General features: G+C 60.7%; 16 protein-coding genes. 8 read left to right on the top strand and 8 right to left on the bottom strand.

All coding sequences use genetic code 11. The annotated features are described in order from the left end of the window. Nucleotides 1–188: 188 nt before the first annotated feature. Both H1B27_RS21415 and H1B27_RS21405 read left to right on the top strand, forming a co-directional pair. A complete protein-coding gene (locus H1B27_RS21415; RefSeq protein ID WP_246515577.1) occupies nucleotides 189–479 on the top strand; it encodes a hypothetical protein in 291 nt (96 codons plus the stop codon). A 1463-nt stretch (nucleotides 480–1942) separates the two neighbouring features. After that, the gene (locus H1B27_RS21405; protein ID WP_197967423.1) at nucleotides 1943–2218 is read left to right on the top strand and encodes a hypothetical protein; all 276 of its coding nucleotides are present in this window, start codon (nucleotides 1943–1945) and stop codon (nucleotides 2216–2218) included. 37 nt (nucleotides 2219–2255) lie between these two features. Here H1B27_RS21405 and H1B27_RS21400 read toward each other — a convergent pair whose 3' ends face one another. After that, the gene (locus H1B27_RS21400; RefSeq protein ID WP_061878804.1) at nucleotides 2256–2993 is read right to left on the bottom strand and encodes a metallophosphoesterase family protein; all 738 of its coding nucleotides are present in this window, start codon (nucleotides 2991–2993) and stop codon (nucleotides 2256–2258) included. Between the two features lie 628 nt (nucleotides 2994–3621). Here H1B27_RS21400 and H1B27_RS21395 point away from each other — a divergent pair. Then, on the top strand, nucleotides 3622–5052 hold the full coding sequence (locus H1B27_RS21395; RefSeq protein WP_197967422.1) for an undecaprenyl-phosphate glucose phosphotransferase: 1431 nt from the start codon (nucleotides 3622–3624) through the stop codon (nucleotides 5050–5052). A gap of 43 nt (nucleotides 5053–5095) precedes the next feature. Here H1B27_RS21395 and H1B27_RS21390 read toward each other — a convergent pair whose 3' ends face one another. From H1B27_RS21390 to H1B27_RS40250, 3 genes are all read right to left on the bottom strand, one after another. Continuing rightward, entirely contained in the window at nucleotides 5096–5383 is a 288-nt protein-coding gene (locus H1B27_RS21390) for a hypothetical protein (protein WP_061878806.1), read from the bottom strand. A 660-nt stretch (nucleotides 5384–6043) separates the two neighbouring features. After that, nucleotides 6044–8245, bottom strand: coding sequence for a Wzz/FepE/Etk N-terminal domain-containing protein (locus tag H1B27_RS21385; RefSeq protein WP_197967421.1), 2202 nt, complete (start codon nucleotides 8243–8245; stop codon nucleotides 6044–6046). 31 nt (nucleotides 8246–8276) lie between these two features. Then, nucleotides 8277–9356: a hypothetical protein gene (locus H1B27_RS40250; RefSeq protein WP_246515576.1), complete on the bottom strand. Its 1080-nt coding sequence runs from the start codon at nucleotides 9354–9356 to the stop codon at nucleotides 8277–8279. A 111-nt stretch (nucleotides 9357–9467) separates the two neighbouring features. Here H1B27_RS40250 and H1B27_RS21375 point away from each other — a divergent pair, with 111 nt between their 5' ends. From H1B27_RS21375 to H1B27_RS21360, 4 genes are read left to right on the top strand one after another with little or no spacing between them, the layout of a single operon-like run. Next, entirely contained in the window at nucleotides 9468–10679 is a 1212-nt protein-coding gene (locus H1B27_RS21375; protein ID WP_197967420.1) for an acyltransferase family protein, read from the top strand. Nucleotides 10680–10686: 7 nt separating this feature from the next. After that, nucleotides 10687–12024 carry a hypothetical protein gene (locus H1B27_RS21370; protein ID WP_061878631.1) on the top strand — a complete coding sequence of 446 codons (1338 nt, stop codon included), beginning with the start codon at nucleotides 10687–10689 and terminating at the stop codon, nucleotides 12022–12024. Between the two features lie 9 nt (nucleotides 12025–12033). Next, a complete protein-coding gene (locus tag H1B27_RS21365) occupies nucleotides 12034–13140 on the top strand; it encodes an acyltransferase family protein (RefSeq protein ID WP_197967419.1) in 1107 nt (368 codons plus the stop codon). Next, nucleotides 13137–14225, top strand: coding sequence for an acyltransferase family protein (locus tag H1B27_RS21360; RefSeq protein WP_061878629.1), 1089 nt, complete (start codon nucleotides 13137–13139; stop codon nucleotides 14223–14225). Before H1B27_RS21365 ends, H1B27_RS21360 begins: the two co-directional genes overlap by 4 nt. A gap of 111 nt (nucleotides 14226–14336) precedes the next feature. On the opposite strand, the gene H1B27_RS21355 is transcribed toward H1B27_RS21360, so the two are convergent. Next, on the bottom strand, nucleotides 14337–15452 hold the full coding sequence (locus tag H1B27_RS21355) for a glycosyltransferase family 4 protein (RefSeq protein ID WP_061878628.1): 1116 nt from the start codon (nucleotides 15450–15452) through the stop codon (nucleotides 14337–14339). A gap of 1 nt (nucleotide 15453) precedes the next feature. Beyond that, nucleotides 15454–16257, bottom strand: a complete 804-nt coding sequence (locus H1B27_RS21350) for a polysaccharide pyruvyl transferase family protein (RefSeq protein WP_061878627.1) — start codon at nucleotides 16255–16257, stop codon at nucleotides 15454–15456. A gap of 140 nt (nucleotides 16258–16397) precedes the next feature. Here H1B27_RS21350 and H1B27_RS21345 point away from each other — a divergent pair, with 140 nt between their 5' ends. Then, a complete protein-coding gene (locus H1B27_RS21345) occupies nucleotides 16398–17879 on the top strand; it encodes a lipopolysaccharide biosynthesis protein (RefSeq protein ID WP_311976967.1) in 1482 nt (493 codons plus the stop codon). Nucleotides 17880–17903: 24 nt separating this feature from the next. Here the strand turns inward: H1B27_RS21345 and H1B27_RS21340 are convergent, their stop codons facing one another. Next, the gene (locus tag H1B27_RS21340) at nucleotides 17904–19028 is read right to left on the bottom strand and encodes an acyltransferase family protein (RefSeq protein ID WP_197967417.1); all 1125 of its coding nucleotides are present in this window, start codon (nucleotides 19026–19028) and stop codon (nucleotides 17904–17906) included. A 248-nt stretch (nucleotides 19029–19276) separates the two neighbouring features. Then, a complete protein-coding gene (locus H1B27_RS21335; protein WP_197967416.1) occupies nucleotides 19277–23185 on the bottom strand; it encodes an RHS repeat protein in 3909 nt (1302 codons plus the stop codon). Nucleotides 23186–23209: the final 24 nt, after the last annotated feature.

Below are 23209 nucleotides of genomic sequence, written 5' to 3'. Positions count from 1 at the left end.
TTCTCAAGTCGAGAAATCTGCAGCAATCTTGTTGCCCTCGTGGTCCGGATCCGGCGGCCCCGTTCCAGATCAAAAGTTGCGTCGCAGCCGTCCTCGTTTGACCTCAATCGAGAAATAAGGATATCTACACCTAGAAATGCAACCTGCGGTGATGTCTGAGCGACGATCCATGCGCCCGAGGCGAGTGAATGCCTGTTGATCGCTACGCCGAATACACGGAAAATCGAAATGGGCTAGAGGCAGGGCCGAGGGAACGGCTGATGCCAAGAACTCTGCAGGAACAGCTGGACCAGGTTGAGCGCGACATCAAACTCTTCACCGAGTTTGATAGGGCAGAGAAAGCTCGGTTGAATTGCGAGTCTTACCTGTGGACTGCCGAGGACCGCATCGAGTGGCAGGAGACGCAATCTGACAATGCTCGACGACTACGAGAACTTCTCGACGAGCGTGAAGCTTTGCGCCGCCAACTGAATCTGTAAAACCGGCGGTTGTGGATGCTGCAATCCGCAAGGGAGAAATGGCAGCCCTCCCTGGTCCTGCTTCAAGAATGTCCCCGATTCGATCTTACCCGCATTCGTCTTTTGATTGCTTTGCCGTGAGCGATGTTCTTGGGAGGCACGCGGCACCCCGCAATCGGAATTGATTGATCAATCCGGCAGCGGACCCGCCGCCGACGGATGGCGATCGTCAGTGCGGATGATGCGGGTTCGAGCGCACCTGGTCGCGCAGGCGTACGATCTTGAGAAGGTCGATGACGGCAGCCGGATACAGCTAGCCTTTTCAGTCGGGATGCAGGTGATATCTGTGAGCCAGAGCCGACCCCGAGGCGGTGAAGTCGCGCGCCATGACGTATTGCGCATGACCCACCTCAAGTACGATCCGTCGGTCCATGCCTTCGGGTTGCAAGCCAGCCTGCTGGCACTTGCGAGGCATGTGGGCGATACTGGCCCCGAGCCAGAATGACGAGAAGCAGCCTTGGAGAATGCGCTGGCTCAAATCCGGCGACCGCTCCCCGGTCAATCCAGCGCCTTTGGTGTTTAGCGCAAAGTCGCTCAAGTCAATTCGCTTCGGTCTCCTACCGGACGTACCAATATCCCCACCAGCGCTGGGACACCGGGCGCGCCTGTGCCTTCATGGCCGCGACTTCCTCGACCGGGCGAAGCTGGGGGCCGTAAATTGCGGGCGGGTAGACGTCATCCCATAGCACAACTCCGCCTTGAACGTGGGCTGCCCGCTGATGCGCCGGAGCAAGGGCGAGCTCGGCGGCTGGAGCCACCGATACAGTCAAGCCGAGGCCGAGGGCAGACAGGGCAATGGATGGAATAAGGACGCGGACCTGCATTGGATTGAATCCCTCGTGAGTAAGACGCGAAATAATGCGACGGGTTCCAGATGGTTGCAAGGGCATGGGCTGGCCCGGTTGTCCTAAATTTCATTGCGCGAGGAAGAGGCGTTTGCTCGACGGCAACAGGATACGAGGGCCAAGAGCACACTCTCCATATCAAGAGCACACTCTCTATATAGAGGGTGGCCCTTTTAGAAAGATCACGAACGTTGCGGCCGAGATGAGATGCACGGGAGGCCCACAGGGCCGCCACTAGCGCTGCATGCTCACGAGAGGTCACGCCTGAACAATCTTTCGGCGCCAGGAATCGCCGAGAACCATGATGTCGACACACTGCTTGGCCTTGATAAGTCCTGCACTATCCGGGACGACTCCTATGGCTTCTGCACTTGTCTCCGCTTCCATTTTCGGCACAGGCCTCATCTTGGGATACGTACTGCGCGCCTGGCGCGTCCAGCGAGGACCTGCGAACTCATCCCGCGGTACTTCGCGTCGAGCGACCCAGCCGAATCCCACCTCGACATTCGGCCATGCCCGGCGAGCCTTTTAGGTAAGGTCAGGCATCTGGGGTCTCACTGACAGAATGGGGCATGAGGTATGAGTGAACCCAAAAAGGACGCGCCTCGGCGCTACATCGTCGATGGCGCCGGACAACGTGTGCTTGTTGGGTTGACGATATCGGAGACGATCGAATTCGAAACCCTGGACAATCCTGACGCCCGCTTGAGCGCTGGTTTGGCTGACGAGGAGCGTTGTGTTCGCGAGGGCGAGAACGAGCGTTGGCTCGAGCTCTACGTCAAACATGAGCGGGCCTGGAACGATTGGATGGCCGAAACCCGGGCCCGGGTAGAGAAGCCCCGCTTGCTCAACTAGGCGAAGCGTTTCGCCATGGCGGCACGCCGCGTCCGTATCACACCGCGAGCATGCGGCTTCCCTGGATGCTCATCAGCGTGAGGTTGCCGGTCGCATAGGCGCCGGTGTCGATGTTGACGCGGTTGGTCAGGAATTCCGCGCTGCGCACCGGCGTGTGACCATGGACGATATACTTGCCGAACTGCTCTTCGCTCCGGAGGAATTCCTCGCGAATCCAGAGCAGATCGCGCTCCGTCTGCTCGGCCAACGGCACGCCCGGGCGAACGCCGGCATGGACGAAAAAGAAGTCTCCGCAACTGAAACTCAACCGCAGATTGTCCAGGAATTCCAGATGCTCGGTCGGCATCGCGCGAATCAAATCGCGCAGGATCGATGCCGGCTCGTCGCGCTTGAGGTCCGGCGGCGCAAGCCCGTAGGACATCAATGTCTGGGTCCCGCCGACGGCAATCCAGTCCTCGAATAGTGAAGGGTCTTCGAACACCCTGACCAGGAAAGCCTCGTGGTTGCCCTTGAGGAAAACCGCATTTCCTCGGCGGCTCCGCTCGATCAGGATGTCGAGGGTGGAGCGCGTATCCGGGCCGCGATCGATGTAATCGCCCATGAAGACTTCGACGGCATAGCGTGGCCGGCTGCGCGCGACGTCGGCGTCGATCACCCGCAGCATCGGCTGGAGCAAATGCGCGCAGCCGTGAATATCCGAGATCGCATAGATCCTCACTCCGTCCGGCAATTGCGGTTTGGGAGCGGGCGGGCGTGGTCGCACGAGGGATATCATGGCGCTCAATCGATCCGGTGGTCGAAACAATATCCCCAAGTCGTCGGCACCGGAGAGCTTCCATCCAACTCGAACAACGTGAATTCGGTGGGGCCGCGTCTTGTTCTCCGACCTGATCACGCCAAAAGAAGGGCGCGGCATTTTTTGCCGGCCTCGGGTCGGGGGCGCAGGAACAGCGCGTGCAGGAACAGGAGCGATCCGCAGGAATTGCATCGCTGCGCCGAAGCTTGCGGCAAGTCTGCATCACTCGGCAGAAATCTTCGCATGCATCCACAGATTGAAGCCCGAGGAGATTCTCGTGTCGACCCGGCTTTGCTTTCGGCGGAAGCAACGCGCCGCCTCAAAGTTGAGCGAAGTCGCGTGATGCAACGACCGGCACCGCATTGGACGCGGAACTTGATTCAAAATAGGGCAGTCCGTCCGCTCATATGTCAGCACTGTGACGACATTTTCAGCGCGTCGAATTTCGCTGCGCATTTCAACACGACGCGTCATCCGTGCGCCGCAAAAGTTTTGCGTGCAGCGCCACAATGTCGCTGCGATCAAACAACACTTTCACTGCGGGGAAGTGACGAGTCTTCAGCATCACGATGAGCGTCAGGCACTCTCTCGATAGGCAGAGGTTCGAATGGCTGTTGCAACTTATGGTTCTGAGAATGCTCATGCGCTGTCATCTGCGCGCGGCAGCGCTCTTCAGAGGCCTTTTCAGATCGTCGTCATCGGTGCTGACTTTCTGTTGATCCTGCTGAGCTATGCGGCGGGTGCTTCGCTGTATGGTATGGCCGTCGCTTCGCCTCCCGATGGCGCGTCGGTGGGAGCCGGATTGTTTGTCGGCGTGGTGTTCGTCGGGGTAGCCTATTTCCGCGACGTCTATTCCACGCACCGCCTGCTCAATCTCGTATGGCAGCTTCGAATGGCGGTGTTTATCTGGCTGACGTCGCTCACGATCCTAGCCGTTGCGGCCTTCTTGCTGAAATCGACCGACAACCTATCGCGTGGCGCCGTCATCGTGTTCGCCTTGATCGGCGGCCTTGGCTTGATCAGCCTCCGCTTCGGCTGGCAGGCCGTGTTCGGCATGAGCTTTGCGAGAAGCCGGCTGGTCGACCGCAAGGTGATCCTGCTCAGCCTGAAGCCGCTCGACTTCACCTCGAACCGCTTCAAGGATCTGCGGAGGAATGGCTTCGACGTCACGCGCCATTTCGTGCTCGGAGCCGACCGGGATGATGGGCACTGGGAGCGTCAGATCCGCGACGTCATCCGCCAGTCGCGTTCGGCTGATGTCGATGAATACCTGCTTGCGATCGACTGGAACGAATTGCCGATGCTGCGCAAGCTCGGGCCATATTTGCGCGCCGTCCCGCAGCCCATTCGCCTGCTGCCGGACGACCCGGTCGCTGACTTGGTGACCCGTCCCTTTCTGCCGGTCAGCGGAACCGTCGCGGTCGAGATCCAGCGGCCCCCGCTCACTATCCTCGAGCGGCTGCAGAAGCGATGTCTCGACATCGGCATCGCTGTGTTCGCGCTTGTGATGCTCACGCCGCTGTTGCTGACCGTTGCCGTGCTGATCAAGCTGGATTCCCCGGGAACCGTCATATTCCGGCAGTCGCGCCGCGGCTTTAACGGCAGGCCGTTCGAGATCTGGAAATTTCGGACGATGACCGTCAGTGAGAACGGCGAGACAGTGACGCAGGCGACCAAGAGGGATGCTCGGGTCACCAAGATCGGGCGCTTCCTGCGCATGACGAGCATCGACGAGCTGCCGCAGCTCTGGAACGTGCTGCGTGGGGACATGTCACTGGTTGGCCCGCGCCCGCACGCGCTCGCCCACGACAATTACTACGACGAGCTCATCAGCAAGTACGTCTACCGCCATCACATGAAGCCGGGCCTGACGGGCTGGGCCCAGGTGAACGGATTCAGGGGAGAAACGCCGACGATCGACCTGATGGAGAAGCGGGTCGAGTACGACGTCTGGTACGTCAGCAACTGGAGCATCTGGCTCGACCTGAAGATCATGGCCCGCACTGCGTCCGCAGTGATGTTCCAGGAAGCCTATTAGTCGGTCGATTTCTGAATTGGCTGGAACCTCCGGCCTGAGGGCCTCAGGTTCCGCTGCGCGGCGGCCTGCCGAAGAGCCGCATGATTGCATCGCGCAGGGCGAGCAACGGCGGCACGAGCACGAAGAAGGCCCCCATTGCAACGGAGACGATGACATGGCGGATCGAGAAGGGTTCGTCATGCTCGATCTCACGCTGGCTTGGGTCGATGGGCGCCGGTGAGAGCGTCGTCGTCATAGGTTGCCGAAGCGGCTTGCGCGGGGGAACTACAATCAACACGAATAGAATGTTGAGCAGAACCCAAATCGTCAGAATCGTAAGTACGATCAGCATCCGAGCCACCGGAAAAGGAACTGCGAATATGAGGCGAGATTAGCCTCAGGGGTACCGAGAAAGAAAGATGCCTAAAGTTTCAGCATTTTGAGGCATCAAGGCCAGGATTGTCTCGTCTTTTCCGACGGAGGTCGCGCCGATGGTGGCATTGTCTGAGCCACCATTTTGTCGCCAATCCTTGCTTTTGGCTAGAGCAATAACCGCAAGTTGTGGATTCCGGACGAATACGGAGGCCCGAACAGCCCGGGCGTGCCTGGCGCAATCTCCGATCGCCCGACGGGCTCGAGCTGTCTCGTGCGCGAAGACGCACCCGATGGCCTTTCGCGCGGCAATCCCGCTAAGCACGAATAAGGCCTGCCGCCAAACGGCAGCGGGCCCGAAGCCGTCCAGTTTCGGCTAAAGTGCGATGAAATGAGGATTGATCGGCTGCGACGACGGTAGTGGGCCCCCTCTCTCGCTTGCGGGAGAGGGTGCTTCCGCAATGAGACAATCCCCAAGAGGAGAAAGCCCTCACCCGGCGCTTCGCCATAGCCGAGGCTTTGCCTCGGCGTCTTTTGAGACGACGGCCGCCGGAGGCGGCCTACGCCTCTCCCGCAGGCGGGAGAGGCGACCGACCCGCGGCAATCAATTCAACCTAAAGCCAGTCGCCGCGCCTGCGCTTCAGGCATGCTCGACGTAATAGCTGTTGTGGTGCTTGCCCTTGTAGGCCTCGATGCGCTTGAGCATCTTCGGGTTGGCGCGGTTGAGCACGGCGCCGAGCAGTTTCTTCTGAAGGACTTCCGAGCCGGAAACCGACTCCTGAAGAGCGCTTCGTGTCGTCTGCCCCCATTCGATGACGTAGACCATGGCATCGATCAGGAAGCTCACGGCCTTCGAATCCGCCACCGGCATCACCGGGGCAAGATCGATCACGATGTACTCATAGTGGTCTCTCAGCACCTTGAGCAGTTCGGCCATCGCCTTCGATCCGATGACGTCGGCCGAATTCACCATGCGGGAAGCTACGACGGAGGGGAGGAAATCCAGTCCCGTTTCCTTGCTCCGCTGCACGTGGTAGCCGAGGCTCGCGGGATCGTTCAGGGCCTCCACCAGTCCGCTCTTGGCATTGGGCGCGAGCTCTCGCGTCAGCGAGCGCGTGTGCAGATCGCCGTCGATCAGAACCGTGCGGTGCCCCGTCAGGGCGACCAACTGCGCGAAATTGGCGGCGACAGTCGTTTTTCCTTCCTTGGGAAGGGAAGAGACGATGCCGATCACCTTGATCTCGCGGGTCAGGCGGGCAACGTCGATCGACACCTTGATGTTGCGCAGCGTCTCGGCAAACCGCGAGAATGGGTGGTCAACGACGTAGCGGGACAGATCGGATGGGCCGGCCTTCGTGGACGACCGAATATCGGGCAGGACGCCGAGACATTTCACGCCGAGCTCGTCCTCGACCTCGCCGGGGGTCCGCAGCACGTCGCTCAGCAGCTCCCGCGCAAAAGCGACGCCGAAGCCGAGAAAGAGACCGCCCACCAGGCCTCCCACCAGCGCCAGGACCGTGCGCGGCGAACTCTTGCGATCCGGCTTGGCGGCGGTGCTGATGAGACGCGCCTCGCTGAGCGGGAAGCTCTGGTTCTGCGTCGCGCTCTGCAGCTTCTCGAGGAAGTTGTTGTAGAGATTGCGATAGGTGTCGGCGGCGCTTTCGAGATCGCGCAGCTTGACTTCGGCCTGGCCGGTGTGGCCCGCCTGGGCAACGAGCTCCTTCACGTTCTTTTCGAGCGACGCCTCGCGGCTCTTTGCGATCTCGTAGTCGCTGCGATAAGCGTCGCCGATCCGACGCAGCTCATCGGCGATATTCTTGCGCAGCTCCTCCATCTTGTTGGCCAAATTGACCGCCGCAAGATGTTGCTTGCCGTAGCGCCTGGACCAGTCGGAATATTGGGCCTGGAGGTCGAGATATTGGGCGCGGAGACGGGTAATGACCGAGTTGTTGAGAGCGTCCGTCACCGTCGGCTGGGCGAGATCCTGATCGGAGATTGCGTCGATCCGGTCGAGCCGGGCCTTGGCCTCGGCGGTCGCAGCCCGCGCCTGAACCAGCTGCGTGTTCAGGTCCGACAATTGCTGCTCGGACATCAGGCCGCGGCTGGTACCGACGATGTTGTGCTCGGCCTTGAAGGTCTGCACGGCGCGGTCGCTGGCCGTCGCCTGCTCGCTCAGCTCGAGGCTGCGCTGCTGAAGCCACTCGGTTGCCCGCTTTGTGGATTGATATTTGGCTTCGAGGGCGCCGACAAGGTAGGCATTGGCGACGGCGTTGGCGATCTTGGCGGCCTTGTCGGGGCTCCGCGAGCGATAGCTCAGCGACAGGACATATGTGGCGAGGACGCGCTCCGTTCGCAGGTTCTTCTGAATCTGCTCGACCACGGCATGTTCGATTCGTTCCTGGGACGCGGGCTCGCGGGAGCCGAATAGCGACGTGACCTTGCCGATGATGAGGGAGAGGAGGCCCGGACTCGAACCATTGAACTCCGGATCCTCCGTCAGCTTCAGGCGACGGACAACGGACAGAATCAGGTCGTCCGAGTTGATGATTTCGACCTGGCTGTCGACATAGCCGGTATCGATCAGAGCGCTGCTGGTGTTGCTGTCCTTGTCCAGCACCTGCGCCTGACGCGTATCCATCATGATGCGGGCATTCGCCGTATACATGGGTTGCGCCGTGGCCAGGTACACGATCACCAGGGCCAGCGAAGCTCCGACGCACGCCGCAATGATCGGCCACTGGCGGCGCAGCACATCGGTCACGCGCTCGAAGCTGAGGACCGCTCCGCCGAACTCGATACCGAAACGGTGGCCCGACTGAAAGTGCTCTCTAGGCTGATACATCTGTGAATTCGCTGCCTTTGACGGTCGCTGATCAATTCGGAAGGGGGACGGGTTTGAACGGGTCGGCCAGCTTGGTCTTCCATTCGCCCTCGAGAAGGGCTCCGCCTCGGCGCGGCTGTGCAAGTCCCTTGCCTTGCGATTGGGCCTGCTGGGCGCCGGAGTTGTCCTCTCCCGCTGCGGAATAGCCTGCTTGCACGTTGAGATCTCCGATCCGCTGTGCAAAATCCCTGATCTTGCGCGCCGCGTCAGGCTTCGTCGACGTGCACCGCCCTTCGGCTATCCGCAGCGCGGCGCCGATGCCTGTCCGATCGGCTGAAGCCGATGCGGAGATGAGCGTCTGCACGGACGGCAACACTGATGGATCCGTCGCGATATAGGTGGAGAGCCGAAATCGCAACTTCTCCTTGTCATTGCGCAGCCGCTCCAGCAGCGAGGAGGGCGACTTGACGAAGGTGTCGAGTTCGAGCTGCGAGGCGCGGTCCGAGAATTCGACGCACTGCGCATGGCAAGCATCGACGCTGATGAGAATCAGGGCAGAGCCCGCGAAGGCGATCGGGAGCCATCGCGGCTTCATGTGACGACGTGTCGCTCCGCAGCCCATCCGTGTCCCTTCGTCGTCCCTGTTGCAGTAGGAGAACACGCGAAACTTGCCAGTCAACTGTGTCAATTTTTGTGCGGCGCAAAAGCTCGATACACCGATCGCCCACAACGAATGCGTTAGCTGCTTCCGATCGGTTGCAAGAGCGGGAGATGCAATGCCTGCGAGATCGGCATGCTTGCGCCCAGGAATGTTGCAACCTGAAAACAAATGAGGCGTTCGCCCGTCAAAGCGCCGCAAGCACGCGTCGCAAAACGGACACAAGCGCCATACGCGGACATTGTTCCCTTCCTGCCGAAAAATGTCCGCGCGACATATGCGACATCTGCATGCGAAGAGATCCGGGATCAATGTCGCTGCGCCCCACCGCAACAGCGCCGAATTTCGCGCACACTTTCCACGCAAATACTCGCAATCATCACGGCTCATGAAATTTGCGCCCGAAGCATGCGCGCCCTCGAACAAAAAGTGGCGTGAAGTTGGCGCTCGCATGTCGGAATGATCTGCGAGCATTGAAACTATCGTCGATCGTCATGCATCGAGCGCGAGTCCGCGATCGCGAAGATTGAACATGCGCGAGACCTGATACACACTGCTGCGGTGCAATAGCTATGGAATGTTGATGTGACGGAGTCGGTTCATCGTGAGAAGACGCATGTCCTGCCGCTCGACAGCATTCGGGGGATCGCCGCGACTTCGGTGGTGATTCACCACCTGCTGCTGATGCCGACTTTCCTCGCGGCGTTCCCGCACAATGCGTGGATCAACTGCTCGTTCTTCAGGAGCGCTTGGCTGTTGGTCGATTTGTTCTTTGTTCTCAGCGGGATCGTTATGTCGCTCAGCTATGTCGAGAGCGACTTCGGGCGCTTCTCGTTGCGCGAATTCATGGTGCGGCGCCTGGCGAGGGTCTATCCGCTGCACATCGTCATGCTGTTGGCAAATCTGTTGTTTCGCCTCCTGCGCATCAGCCTGGTCATGGCCGGCGTCGTGGTGGCCGCGCCGGCGGCCTTCGAGGTGAACAACGCCTATTCCTTCGTTCTCAACGTCCTGCTGCTGCACTCCATGGGGTTCATCGACTATCTCAGCTGGAACGCGCCGAGTTGGAGCATCAGCGTCGAGTTCTATACCTATCTGGTGTTCGGTCTGATCGTACTGCTGGCCCAGCGCATGCGTTCCTTGTTGTGGTTCTACGTCCTGTGCGGGGCGCTTGCCGTCGGCAGCCTGGTCTTCATCATCTTCGTGCTCGACAAGAGGAGCCTCGGGCTTCAGACCGATTTCGGGATCCTGCGCTGCTTCGTGAGCTTCTTCCTGGGCGTGCTGACGGTCAGGATCGTCGATCGCCTGCCGGCGAAGCCGGGTCCTGCCGTGCAGGGCATGCTGCAATTCGTCGCCATGATCGCCAGCATCGTCCTGGTGTCCCTGGCGGAGACCAATCCTGCGGCAACTTTCCTCGCGCCGGTGACGTTCGCGGTCTTCCTTGGCAGTCTGCTGGCCTTTCCGGATGCGCTGCTGGTGCCGCGGATGCTGGTGGCCAAGCCGCTGGTCTGGCTCGGTCGCCGTTCCTACTCCATCTATATGGTGCACGCGCTCGTGGTGCTGCTGGCCGAATATTTCGTACGGGCCGTGGGAGCCGGGCGGATCGCTGCGCTGGATTCGGTCTGGGCGGGCCTGCCGGCCACGCTGAACCTGGTCGTCTCGCTGGCCGCGGTGCTCGTGGTTTCGCACTTCACTTATCGCTACGTCGAGATTCCCGGCGGCAAGTGGATGCGGAACGCTCTCGGGAGCCGGACCGATTTCTCCGCCTCACCGGCGCCATCGGCGCGGCCGACGAACTGAGCCGGACATGACCATCCTCGCGCTGAACCGGCCGAAAATCACGCTGATCAGCCTCAACATCGAGGCGATCGCGCTCGGCGCCTATCTGGTCCGCGACGCCTTCGGCGGCGTGATGCGCTACTATACCAGCATCTATCACATGGATGCGCTGTGGTATGTGCCCGACGGCGTTGCGCTCCTGTGCCTCGCCCAGTTCTTCGTCCATTGTGTCCTGCGCAGTCGCAGCACGCTGGCTCTGCTGGTGCTCGTGCAGATCATGCTGTCGCTCGTGCTGGGCTACTTCATGATGGGGACGATGAACGCAGCGATCTCATCGTTCAAGATGATGCTGCCGGTCTTCGTCGGATTCTGCTTCTGCGATTCGAGCCTGGGCTCATACCGAAAGCTGCTGTCGGTCATCGCTGTGACTTTCTACCTGTCCGTGATCGGCGTTTTCCTGACGAAGTTCTACCTGATGCCTTGGGTGGGCTACAAATACGAGGCCTTCGGCGCCGTACGCGAGGCCGGCCGGTTGTGGTGGGCCTATGGCGGCGACGACCAGCGCCTCATGGGCTTTGCAGCCGACAATACCATGGCGGCCTTCTTCATCCTGGTGTCGTTCGCGATCACCTCCATTCGCATGAGCACGACGTGGTGCCTCCTGTTCGGCTCCATCGCGATCTATGCCACCAAGCTGACCACGAGCAAGACGACCATGATCGTCCTCGTGCTCTATTTGCTCTTGCTGGTGTTCGTGCGGATGTTGCCGGAAAGATCGCGCTTCCCCGCGATCCGGTCCATTGCACAGTGGTCCTTCGTCGCGATCTTCGTGCCGTTCTTCATGATCGTGGTCGCCTCCGGCACCGCCGCCGTGCCGCACTCGACCTTGTTCAGCATTCTCGATCGCATCAACAACAGCTGGCAGTTGCCCTTCGTCTATATGAGCCAGCTCATGCCGATAGGCCTCGTGACGGGTTGCGGCGCGGGCTGCTTCAACTATCCGCAGAAGCTGTTCTCGCCGCTTTCGCCCTACTGGGTGCCGGTCGACAATTTCTACATCGGGACGTACCTGATGTTCGGTCTTCCCTTCGTCGCGTTCATGGTGATGGTGTTTCGGGCAACGTTCGGTGCGACCGACGTGTACAAGCTGACGCTTCTCTTCGTCGTCAACCTGTTCACGATCACGGTCCTGAATTACGGCCCAGCCTCCGGCCTACTGATCATCGCATTGAGTTTCAGCGAAGTGTTCTCGCGGCGTGCCACCTCCGCACGCGGGGCCGACGCCGTGCCGATCGTCATGCGGCCGCCGATACGACCATTGGATGGCTTCGGTCCGGATCTACCGGCGGCGAGCGGAAGCAGGTGAGAACGAACGATGCATAGACGGCTCGCATTCATCGACACGCTGCGCGGCATCGCCGTGCTGTCGGTCCTTGTCCAGCACGTATTCGAGGTGATCGTCGAGCAGCACCCGACGGGCGCCTTTTACCGGCCCATCCATGACGTGTTCGGCTACTACATGAACTTCGGCCGGTTCGGCGTCGTCCTCTTCTTCTTCGTCAGCGGCTTCGTCATTCCGTTCAGCTTTCCGGACAGCGCCACGCCCGTGCGGGACTTTACGATCAGCCGCTTCTTCCGGCTCTATCCGGCCTACTGGACCTCGCTCGTCGTCGGGCTCGTGACGATGCAGCTGCTCAATTCGAAAGTCTATCCGCTGGGGCAGGTCGCCGCCAACGTGACGATGCTACAGACCTTCGTGAACGTCCCGAACCTCTGGGTGTTCTACTGGACGCTGGCGATCGAGCTCTTGTTCTACGTCGGATGCACGATCCTCTTTGCGATGGGACTGTTGAACCAGCGCTTCACGGCGGTGACGATCGTCGTCGCGGCCGCGCTGGTCGGAACGACCGCTGCGCTTCTGATCGAGAACAGAACCGTATCCTCCGTGATGGAGGTCGGGTTGAACCTGTCGGCGATGTTCCTGGGCAAGATCATCCGCGACACCGTCATTGGCGGCAAGCTGCGATGGACCCATGTGGCCGTCTGCACGCTGCTGTATGCGATCTTCGCCGCCGCCCTGTCCGATCGGCGTTTCGGAGGCGTCTATCACGAGAATTTCTTCTACAGCTATTCGATCGGATCGGCCTATGTCTGCGCGGCGCTGGTCTTCATCGCCTTTGCCGTGTTCGGCGAGCGAATGGCGTGGCGTCCGATGGCGTTCGTCGGTGTGATCAGCTATTCGGTCTACCTGATGTCGCCGTTCGTGATCGTGGTCGTCCACCGCCTGTTCTGGTTCGGCGACGGGCCGCTGGGATGGTCGATCTTCCTGGCCGTGATCCTTGCGTTGTCGATCCTGGTCAGCTGGATGACATTTGCCTTCATCGAGAAGCCCAGCATTTCCTTCGGGCAGAGGTTCCGCTCGGCGCGGAGAAAACCTGTCATTCTCGAGCCGGCCCTCAGCACCCAGGGTGCCGCAGAGTGATCAAAACACCCCACCAGCCGGGCACTGCCTATGACGGATCGTTCGTTCCGTCGGTCCAGGGCCTTCGCGCGATCGCTGCGCTGAGCGTGCTGATGGATCATTTCTACGACATGCCGAAGGGGGGCATGTACGACATCCCGGATCCCGGCTTCCTGCCGCCGCTCTGGCCCTGGCTGCAATCGGTGATCAATGTCGGCGGGCACGGCGTCGAACTATTCTTCATGATCAGCGGATTCCTGATCCCGGCGAGCCTGGTGCGGCACGGGTCGCTGTCACGGTTCTTCTTCGACCGCGTCCTGCGCATCATGCCGGTGTTCGTCGTGCTGCATCTTGCGCTGTTCGCGATCGGTCCGATCGTGGCCTACAAGTTCTTCCGCGGCATCGATCTGAGCAGCTACCTCGCGATCTTTGCGGCCAATCTGTTCTTCGTGCAGGACGCGCTCGGCCTGCCCATCGCCCAGCAGAACGCCTGGACATTGACATACGAGTGGGCGTTCTACATCTGGTTTGCGCTGACGTTCTCGGTGTGGCGCACCGGTGGCAGATTGCTGGCGGCGCCCCTGGTCCTGCTTGGCATCGCCTGCCTGATGCACTGGCCGATCACCGCCTTCTTCTGCATCGGCATGCTGTTCAGCGCCACGGGATTCCGCATCTCGATTCCGGGACGCATCGGCTTGCTCGCGGGCCTTGCTTGCGGAGCTGCGCTGTATGCGAGCCTGGTGCTGTTTCACCCCTTCGTCGGGCTCATTCCGGGATTTCTGCTGTTTGGCATGGTGCTCGCTCCGGACTCGGGCCTCGGCAGGGCTCTGAGCCTACCGGCGCTGCAATATGTCGGCAAGATCAGCTACAGCCTCTATCTGGTGCACCCCTTCGTGCTGTTCCCCCTGCAGGTGATCGGCCTGAAGCTGGTCGCCGCCGGCGTCGACCGCTGGCTGCTGTGGACCGCCTTCATCGGGCTTGGGCTGGTGGTGTCGCTGGTTGCAAGCGCGATCAGCTATGAGCTGATCGAGGTCAGGCTAAGGCGATTGCTGGACGGCGCGATCCGCAGCATGTTCTCCCGGCCGCAGATCGAGCAATCGGTTTGAGGGCGCCGCTGAAGCGCGATGCGATAAGGATGAATCGTCATCGCGCTTTGGATTGTCGTTTGAGCATGAGCTTTTCGGAAAACCGCTGCGTACTTTTCCGGATCATGCCGCTCAGCTCACGGTGCGACCGGCGAGCTTGTGATAGGACCCCAGCAGACCTTCAGCGATGCGATCCCAGTTGAGGAGGCCGGCCGCGGTTTGCCGTGCGCCTTCGGTCAATGTCTCGGCCAGAGGCTTGGAGGTCAGCACGCGTTCGAGCGCGTCGGCCAGTGCCGTGGCATCGCCGGGCGGGACCAGCAGCCCGTTGACGTCATCGGTCACGACGTCGGGAATGCCGCCGGTCGCGCTGGCAACGACGGGCCGGGAGTTGCCATAGGCAGATGCAAGCACGCCGCTCTGCGTTGCATCCTTGTAGGGCAGGGCGACAACGGTCGCGGATTGAAACAGTCGCCCGGTATCGGCAGGCGAGATGTAGGCGTTGATGGTCTTGACCGTCGGCATTGCCTCCATCCGCGCGCCGAGCCGTGTCATCTCGGGGCCGCGGCCGGCGACGATCGCTTCATGGGCCACACCGCGCCTGGCCAACATGTCGAGCGCATCGATGAAAACGTCGAGACCTTTGTAAGCCCACATCCGCCCAAAAAACAGGATGCGTGCAGCTTCAGGCGCGGTGACCGCACTCCCGGCCGGTGGAACCATGAGCACGCCGTGCATGCTGGAGACGGTTTCGCCTTTGAAGTCGGGCGAGGCGCGGCGAAAATCGGCGATGCAGCTCTCACCATGCGTGGTGACGACGGATGCTGCTGCCCGCATGCGACCCCGCCATGAATCTTCACGCGGCGACGTACCGGAGCCGCCTTCCGAATGCGGGATCGCATCGTGAACGGTCAACACCAGCGGAATGCCGAGCGGACGAATTAGCTGGATCAGCCTGGACGTGTAGATCTCCGGAACTTCGTGACAATGAATCACGTCGGGACGAAAGGAAATTATGTCCAGGAAGGAGGCCGGGATGCCGATCGCGCCGCCGCGGCGCAGGCTCAGGTCGCGAACTCTCGTCTCGAATGGAGCGGTCACGGCGATATCGGCCAGTTCCCATTGCTGGTTCGCGTCTTTGCGGTTGAGCGCCAGCCGGACGTCGCAATGGCGAGCCAATCCCGACGCGAGACGATAGGAATATTCCGCAAAATGCGGTGCGTAGATGGCGACGCGGAGGCGCTTGGCCATGTCAGCTGTTTCCGCTCCAGAGGTCGATCGGGAATGCACTCATCAGGGCACGATGATCGAAGTTGAGGCGCTCAGCCCCACCCATTTCACGACCTTCGTCAATGCTCGAGGCAAACTCGACGGCAAACCGGCCGGTGCCTTCGTAATAGTCACGATACTTGAACTCGGATTCTCCGCTGCTCAGACGCACGTAGCGAGCCGGTATCCCGAATGCCTCGGCGACAATGATGCCGTGGAGCGAGCTTGCCAGAACCAGCTCCGCTTCGAGAATGGCGTCAATTCGTCGGTTCCATGATCCCAGCGGTGAGACCACCGTATCGGCGCCACGGTCGATAAGACTCAAATCGTGCAAATTCGGAACAAACACCCACGGCTTCTTGGCGGTGGGGCGAAAGCGATTCGGAAACAGCTGAGGGAGCAGCAACGCAGGGTCCCCGAACACTTCGGGTACCGCGATGCCCCGGCGCCGCAAAATCTCCTGTGTACGAGGGCCGCGCACCGCTCGCACGTCCAGGTTCTGCACGCGGCGATTGAGGTCATCCTGGCCGGGGCGTCCGTTCACGCCGCTGCCCCAGATCACATCGTCATTTCGCGCGTAATGGAGCACGGAGCCGATCGCGAACAAGCGCGTTTGCCGCGGCACCTCGTCGGCGAGCGTATAGCCGAAATGCCGCAAGAGATGGTCAACGACGACGACCGAAAGATAGTCACCGAAATTTATCGTTCCGTCGTCGGGACGCCAGAAGAACAAGTCCACGTGCGGATACGGCAGCTGATGAATAAAGTCGCAACCGACCTCGTTCATCAACCGTCGTAGATTGGTCCGAAAATTCATGCTGCCTCGGATTGTAGCTGCTTTCTTGCCGTAGTGTCCTCGTAAACAAGGCGACTATTGGACCATTGCAGCCAATGGCTCAACGACGAAAGTCGGCCTAACCGGAAATTGTGACAGGCCTCCAATTGCGCCACGAGAATATCAAGCCGCGCTCGATCGTTTCGGGCGTCATTTGGTCCGCACTCGATTCCGCAGTCGGGCAGGCTCTCACGCTCGCGATCTACATGATCATGGCGCGGCTGCTGTCGCCGCAGATTCTCGGCATCGTGGCAACGGGGGCGCTGGCGCTCGAATTCTGCCGGGCAGTCCTGATCGAGAGCATCGCGATAGCGGTCCAAGCGCGTGCCGAGCCGAAGGACGAGGATTACACTGCCTCGTTCTGGCTCATCGCGGGCCTCTCCTTGTTTGCAGCGCTCGCACTGTTCGCCTCGAGCGGCGCAATCGAACGATTCTCGGGTCTTTCGGACATTGCCATCGTTCTCAAGGGGTTCTGCATCGTGGTGGCCGTACAGGGCCTGTCACGGACGCACGAAGCCTGGTTGATGCGCAATCAACTGTTTCGATCCCTCGCCATCCGCTCGCTTTCTTCAATCTCGGTTGGCGGGGCGGTTGGGATCGGGCTGGCGATCCAGGGGTACGGGGTCGTTGCGCTGGTCGGACAGCTCGTTTCGACGTCGTTGATCTCGCTGGTCAGCCTTTGGATCCTGACGCCCTGGCGCCCTCGGCTCAGGGTCAGCCGGCAGGCAGTGATCGAACTCCTGAGCTATGCGCGCTACGTGGCGCTGACGGGAATCACGAACTTCGCCAATGCCAATTCCGATCTGATTTTCGTTACCTGGTATACCGGCGCCGCCGGCGCGGGCTTGTACAGCCTGGCCAAGCGCCTGGTCAATGCCGTGAGTACCGTGATTGGGAATGCGTTGAACCGGGTGTTCTTTGCGACCATCGCTGGCCTCCAGCATGACCGTGAAGCATCGCGTTCGACGCTGGTTGCCTTCGTCATGTACACGTCGCTGCTGACGGCTCCGATCTTCGCCGGCATAGCGGTTCTGGCGCCGGATCTGATCACTGCTTTCTTCGGGTCCAAGTGGAGCGAGGCCGCGCCTCTGCTCGCGATCATGTCGGTCACCGGATTCCTGACCACGATTGGCCTCTACAATCACTCCGTTATCCTGGCGTTCGGCAAACCGCATTGGCAAACCTGGCTGACGCTGATCTACGCGGTTTCGAACATAGCAATCTTCATCCTCGCTGCGCCGTTTGGCCTTATCGCGATTGCTGTCGGCTACGTCGCTCGCGCCTTGTTGCTGTATCCGCTATCCGCCGGAGCCTCGATGCGGATCCTGTCACTCGGTATCAGGCCCTATGCCGCGGCGCTGATGCCCGCACTTGCGGGCTCCGCGGTGATGGCATGCGCGGTGGCTGGTGCCTCCGTTGCGATGCCGGCCACGTCGCCATGGCTGCGTCTCGCGGCGCTCGTGCTGCTCGGTTCTTCGGTATATCTCGTCGTTGTTGTCGCGATCGCCCGGCCGGCCGTGGTGCGGATATGCCAGGAAATCCTGGGCCGTGTGCGGCGATCGTCGAGAACCTAGCTGCAAGATCCGCCCTGCAGACACCTAGCTCGCGTTGGCCGCTTGCCGGGTCTTCGAAAGATCGAGCGGCTCGGCCTTCGGGATGCGGGCCGACCTTGCATCGCCCGGCGCAAGCCGGTTGATCAATTTTCGAGCGGGATTCTCGACATAGTGATACGTCACGTCGGCGACGACTGTCAGAATGATGCAGCAGACCAACGCAAACACTGGAAACATGCTTGGTTGAAGTCCGAAATAGTGCCACGCTGGCTTGAAAAGCAGGATCAGCAGCACTTCGTGAACCATGTAGATCGCGTATGACGTGTTGCCGAGGCGGCCGAGCCAGTCAGAGCCGGGAAACCGGGCGAAGGCGCTTTCTCCGGTGGCTGTGACGAGAATCGCGAGAGAGAACACTATGATTGCAAGGTCGGGCTTGGCATAGAGGTTGAGGATCAGGACCGAGCCGGCGAACAGTGCTATTCCGGCGAATGCGACGGGCTTCCTGCGATAGTCGCTCGAGAGCCTGAACAGGACGGTCAGGAGAATCCCGTTCAGGAAGCTCGGAAGGGCCCGCAACATCCCGAAATCGAAGGTTGCTCCGTACATCTGCGAGCGTTCCTGCCAGATCGGCAGGTGAGCGTGGGCGAGGATTCCGTAACAGAGCGCGACGATGATCGCGAGCATCAGCGGCGAGACCCTGCCGGCCAGCAGCATGAACAGTGGGAATAGAACGTAACAGAACAGCTCGGCGCTGATGGACCAGGCCGGCGAGTTGAAGCTGAGGTGATCTGTGACGCCCCACGCCTGGACGAGGAGGAGGTTGTGAAGGAAGTCCAGCCAGCTCGCGTGCGAGGTCGGCCCGGATATACCCACGAGAGCAAGGACCGCGAATATCAATAATGTGAGCAGATGCAAGGGGTAGATTCGCGCGATCCGCCTGACGAGGAAGCGCACATAGGTGCGCAGGCCTGTCGAGGTCGCGGGATAGGAATAGGAGATCACGAAGCCGGACAGGATGAAGAACATGTCGACAAACAGGCCGTAAGAGCCGTTCCAGACCGGCGAGATGCCTTTGTCGATGTTCTTCAGATGAAAGATGAAGACGCCTAGCGCGGCGATGAACCGGTAGAAGTCGAGAAGAACGAATCGCTTTGGTTCGCGGACTTCCATGTCGGCGTCGATATCCCTGCAGCAGGAAGGTCTCTTCTAGACAGCAATTGTGACGCAAGTTCGCAACCAGCGCCAATCATGTGAAGTGCTGATGTGCCTCTGAACGAGCCAGGGTCGGTCCGGAAGTATCAGGTGAGTAGGTCGAAGGCGATCCTTGCCTGTTGAAAGGGCATTGGCTGTCAGCTGTGCGTGGGAGAGGGGCTCCTCCCATCCCACGCTGTCTCGATGGATGCCAATCTGCCGCGATTCTAGACGAACAGGAAATCGTGGCTCGTCAGGTTGCTGACATACACGTTCTTCAGCAGGATCGAATCGTTAGCAGAGAACGTGATGAGCGCATTCGTGCCGGACTGCGTCATCTGCAGGTGACTGTAGTCTGCCGCCAACAGCTTCGAGATCTGGATCACGTCGTGAGTCGTGCCGTCGCCGGCCTGGAAGTTGAGGATCTGGTCCTGGCCGTGATCGTAGGCGATGGTGGTCGAATTCGGCGCGGCCGAGAACACGTCGTTGCCGGCTCCGCCCTGGATCGTCACGCCGCTCCCAACGGCCGTGACGTTATGGGTGCCGTCGGTCTTGGTCTGATCGATGAACTGCAGTGCATTGGCGGTGTTGTAGTTCTCGTGCTGCGTCGTGCCGGCCTGTCCGTTGAAGTTGAACAGGAACACGTCCCTCGAGCCGTCGGCGTTGTTGGCGATCTCCTGAGTCTTGACGCCGGCGCTGTTATAGATGTCGGTCAGCTTGCTGCCGTCGTCGTGGATGACCTGGGTATAGTCCAGCGTGCCGTCGGCATGGGTCCGGGTGAGCTCGACCAGCTTGCCCGAGGCATCGAGGTGCTGGTGCTGGGTCGTATAGGACTGCCCGGTGACGTTGTAGTTCCAATTGTCCGACGTGCCGTCGGCGTTCTTGATATAGGCCGCGGTCTTCACGCCGCCGGTATAGACGGTCGTGGAGTTGTAGCCATCGCTCTTGGTCGTCACCTCGCTGGTGATGACACCCTTCGCGTCATACCACTCGGAGGTCTTGGTGCCGTCAGCGCTCTGCACCAACGTGAATGCCAGGCTGTTGTCGGCGTGGGTGCGCACGATGTGGGTGAGGAAGCCGGTGGAATCGTAGGTGTCGTGCTCCGTCGTGTAGTTCTGACCGACGACGTTGAAGAGATGGACATCCCTCGACCCGTCGGCGTGATAATCGGTCTCCGTCTTCTTGATGCCCGAGGCGTCGTAGTTGGTCACCACGCTGCTGCCATCGCTGCCGACGACCTCGGTATAGTCGAGCGAGCCGTCGGCATGCCAACGGGTTACCTCGGTCGTCCGGCCGGCCGGATCGATGTGCTGGTGCTGCGTGGTGTAGCTCTGGCCGGTGATGTTGTATTTGTGAATGTCTTGGCTCTGGTCGGCATTGGTGATGTAGGCCGCAGTTTTCAAGCCGTTGGAATAGGTCGTTGTCGAACTGTAACCGTCGGCCTTCGTGATCACCTCGCTGGTGAGGACGCCCTTGGCATCGTACCAGTCCGTCGTCTTGATCCCGTCCTTGCTCTGCACCAGCTTGAACGCCATGCTGCCGTCGGCGTGCCTGCGGACCAGCGTGGTGAGGAAGCCGGTCGCATCGTAGATGTCGTGCTCGGTCGTGTAGTTCTGGCCGGTGATGCCGAAGAGATAGACGTCCTTGCTGCCGTCGGCGTGATAGTCGGTCTGCTTGGTTCGCACGCCTGCAGCGTCGTAGTTGGTGATGACGCTGCTTCCGTCGGCATTGATGACCTGCGTATAGTCGAGCGTGCCGTCGGCATGCTTGCGGGTCACCGCGGTGACCTTGCCGGACGGATCGATGTGCTGGATCAGCGTGGTGTAGCTCTGGCCGGTGACGCCATAGGCATAATTGTCAAGACTACCGTCGGCGTTCTTGATGTAGGCCTTCGTCTTCACGCCATTGCTGTAGAGGGTCGTCGAGGTGAATCCGTCGGCCTTTTGGACCACCTCGCTGGTGAGGCTGCCGGAGGCATTGTACCAGTTGGTCGTCTTGGTGCCGTCCGCGGTCTGCATCAGCTTGAAGGCCAGGCTGCCGTCGGCGTGCCTGCGGACCAGCGTGGTGAGGAAGCCGGTCGCATCGTAGACGTCGTGCTCGGTCGCATAGGTCTGGCCCTTGATGTTGTAGGTCCAGACGTCCTTGCTCTTGTCGGCATGATAGCTGGTCTCGACCAGCTTGACGCCCGTGGCGCTGTACAACGCGATCACGCTGCTGCCGTCGCTTTTGTAGACCTGGGTCGAATCCAGCGAGCCGTCGGCATGGCTGCGAACGACCGAGGTGACCTTCCCCGACGCGTCAAGGTGCTGAACCTGTGTGGTAAAGCTCTTTCCGGTGATGTTGTAGGAATAATTGTCCTGCGAACCATCGGCGTTCTTGACGTAGGCGGCGGTCTTCACGCCGTTCGTGTAGAGCGTGGTGGAGTAATAGCCGTCCGACTTCTGCACGATCTCGCTCAGAAGGGTTCCGGCCGTGTTGTAGGTATCGGTGGTCCGGGTCGCATCGGTGCCGACATGAACGAATTTCGTCTTCACACCATTGGTGTAGCTGATCAGGTCCTGGGAACCATCGCTGTAGACGACGGTGGTCGAGGTCGGCTGTCCACTCGAATTGAGGCCGGTGTCGGACTTCGACAGCAGCTTCCCGCTCGCGTCGTAAGTCTTCGTGTTGGTCCAGGTCGCGGCGGTATTCGTCACGGAGAACGAGTAGCCGCCCTGGATCTTGGACAGCGCGCTGCCGTAATGGGCAATGATGTAGTCCATCGTCGCTTTCGAAGCGACCGGCAGGACGTGCGAATCCGTCAACGTGATGGTTTGCAGCGCCGTCGACTCGCTCAGGTCGGACAGTTGCGGCACGATCTCGGCAGCCGTGCCCGTGACGCTGGCCCGGCTGTCAGGCGGAGTCGGCGTGGTCGGAGGCGCGTCGATCTCGATGATCAACGGGTGATCGCTGACCGGAATCGTGATCGAGCTGACGTCGGTGTAGCTGGCGATCGCCGTGGTTCCCGTCAGCGTGTCGTAGACCTTCACCGTATGATGCACGCCGCCGAGATTCACCGTGACCGTCTGGGTGCTGTTGGTTACCTCGGTGTCGGTGGCGTCGTTCCAGAGCTTCGGCTCGGCCCAGACGACGAGCTCGTAGGCGCCATTGCTCTTGCCGAGCACCATGCTGTTGCCTGTGGCCGGCATGTTGCTCAGGGTGTAGTTCAATGGATCAGTCGGCTGCAGGCCGCCCTTGCCGTCGTCGGCCAGAATGGTCGTCAGGTTGTGAATCGCCGTCGCCGCGAGCTTCGGCGTGCCGTCGGAATTGAACAGTCCGAAGTTCGCTTCCGGGTTCGTATTGGCGGCCGACGAGTCGCGGTCGAACAGCTCGTAGAGATAGGTCGCGCTGACACCGGCCTTGTAGGCATCGACCAGCGTGTTCAGGATCGATTTGGCCTGCACGGTCTCGTTGACGCCCAGATATTGGGTGTTGGCTTGCGTGGTATAGCCGGTCTCGGTGATGACGACGGGCTTTCTAGGTGCTGCGGTCATGACGGCGCTCAGCGTCGCCGCAATGGAGCTGCTGGGGGTCAGGCTGGTGCTGACATAGGCGTGGGCGTTGGCATAGTCGACCGAGCCGGACATGTTGCCGAGCTGGTTGTAGCCCTGGGGATCGTTGTAGGCCAGTGACAGATTGTAGACGGGAATGCTGCCGAGGGCGGCGTTGGCATTGACCGCTTGATAAAGCGCGCTCTGGAACTGGGCTGCGGCACTCAGGCTGGAGCTGCCATTGTAGCTGAAGGGCTGGTGATTGGCCTCGTTGAGACCCTCGATGGCGCTGATGCTGCCCGGATGGCTCGCCACGAATTTCTCGAGCGACACGATATACTTCTGCAGTCCGGTCGTGCCCATCTGGGGCAGGGCGGACGATACGAGGAAGTCGAACTTGTAGCCGGCAGCGGCGAGTCCCTCGACCACCGGTTGCGCAGCCGGGCTGGTTCCCATGGCGTCGCGGAGATGGGTGACGCCGAGATACTCCAGATTGTCGACCATCAGCGCGAGATTGTTGTAGCCGGTCCACCCGAAGCCGGCATGTGTATTGACGCCGATGGAGTTGATGAAGCCGCCGGCGGAGAGGATTGTTTGATCAGGCATTGCACACTCGATTTCAGCGCGAAC

This window comes from Bradyrhizobium diversitatis, assembly GCF_016031635.1.
In the GTDB taxonomy this organism is placed as follows: domain Bacteria; phylum Pseudomonadota; class Alphaproteobacteria; order Rhizobiales; family Xanthobacteraceae; genus Bradyrhizobium; species Bradyrhizobium diversitatis.
The sequence above is the reverse complement of the archived record's forward strand: the minus strand, read 5'-3'. Positions and strand labels throughout refer to the sequence as shown.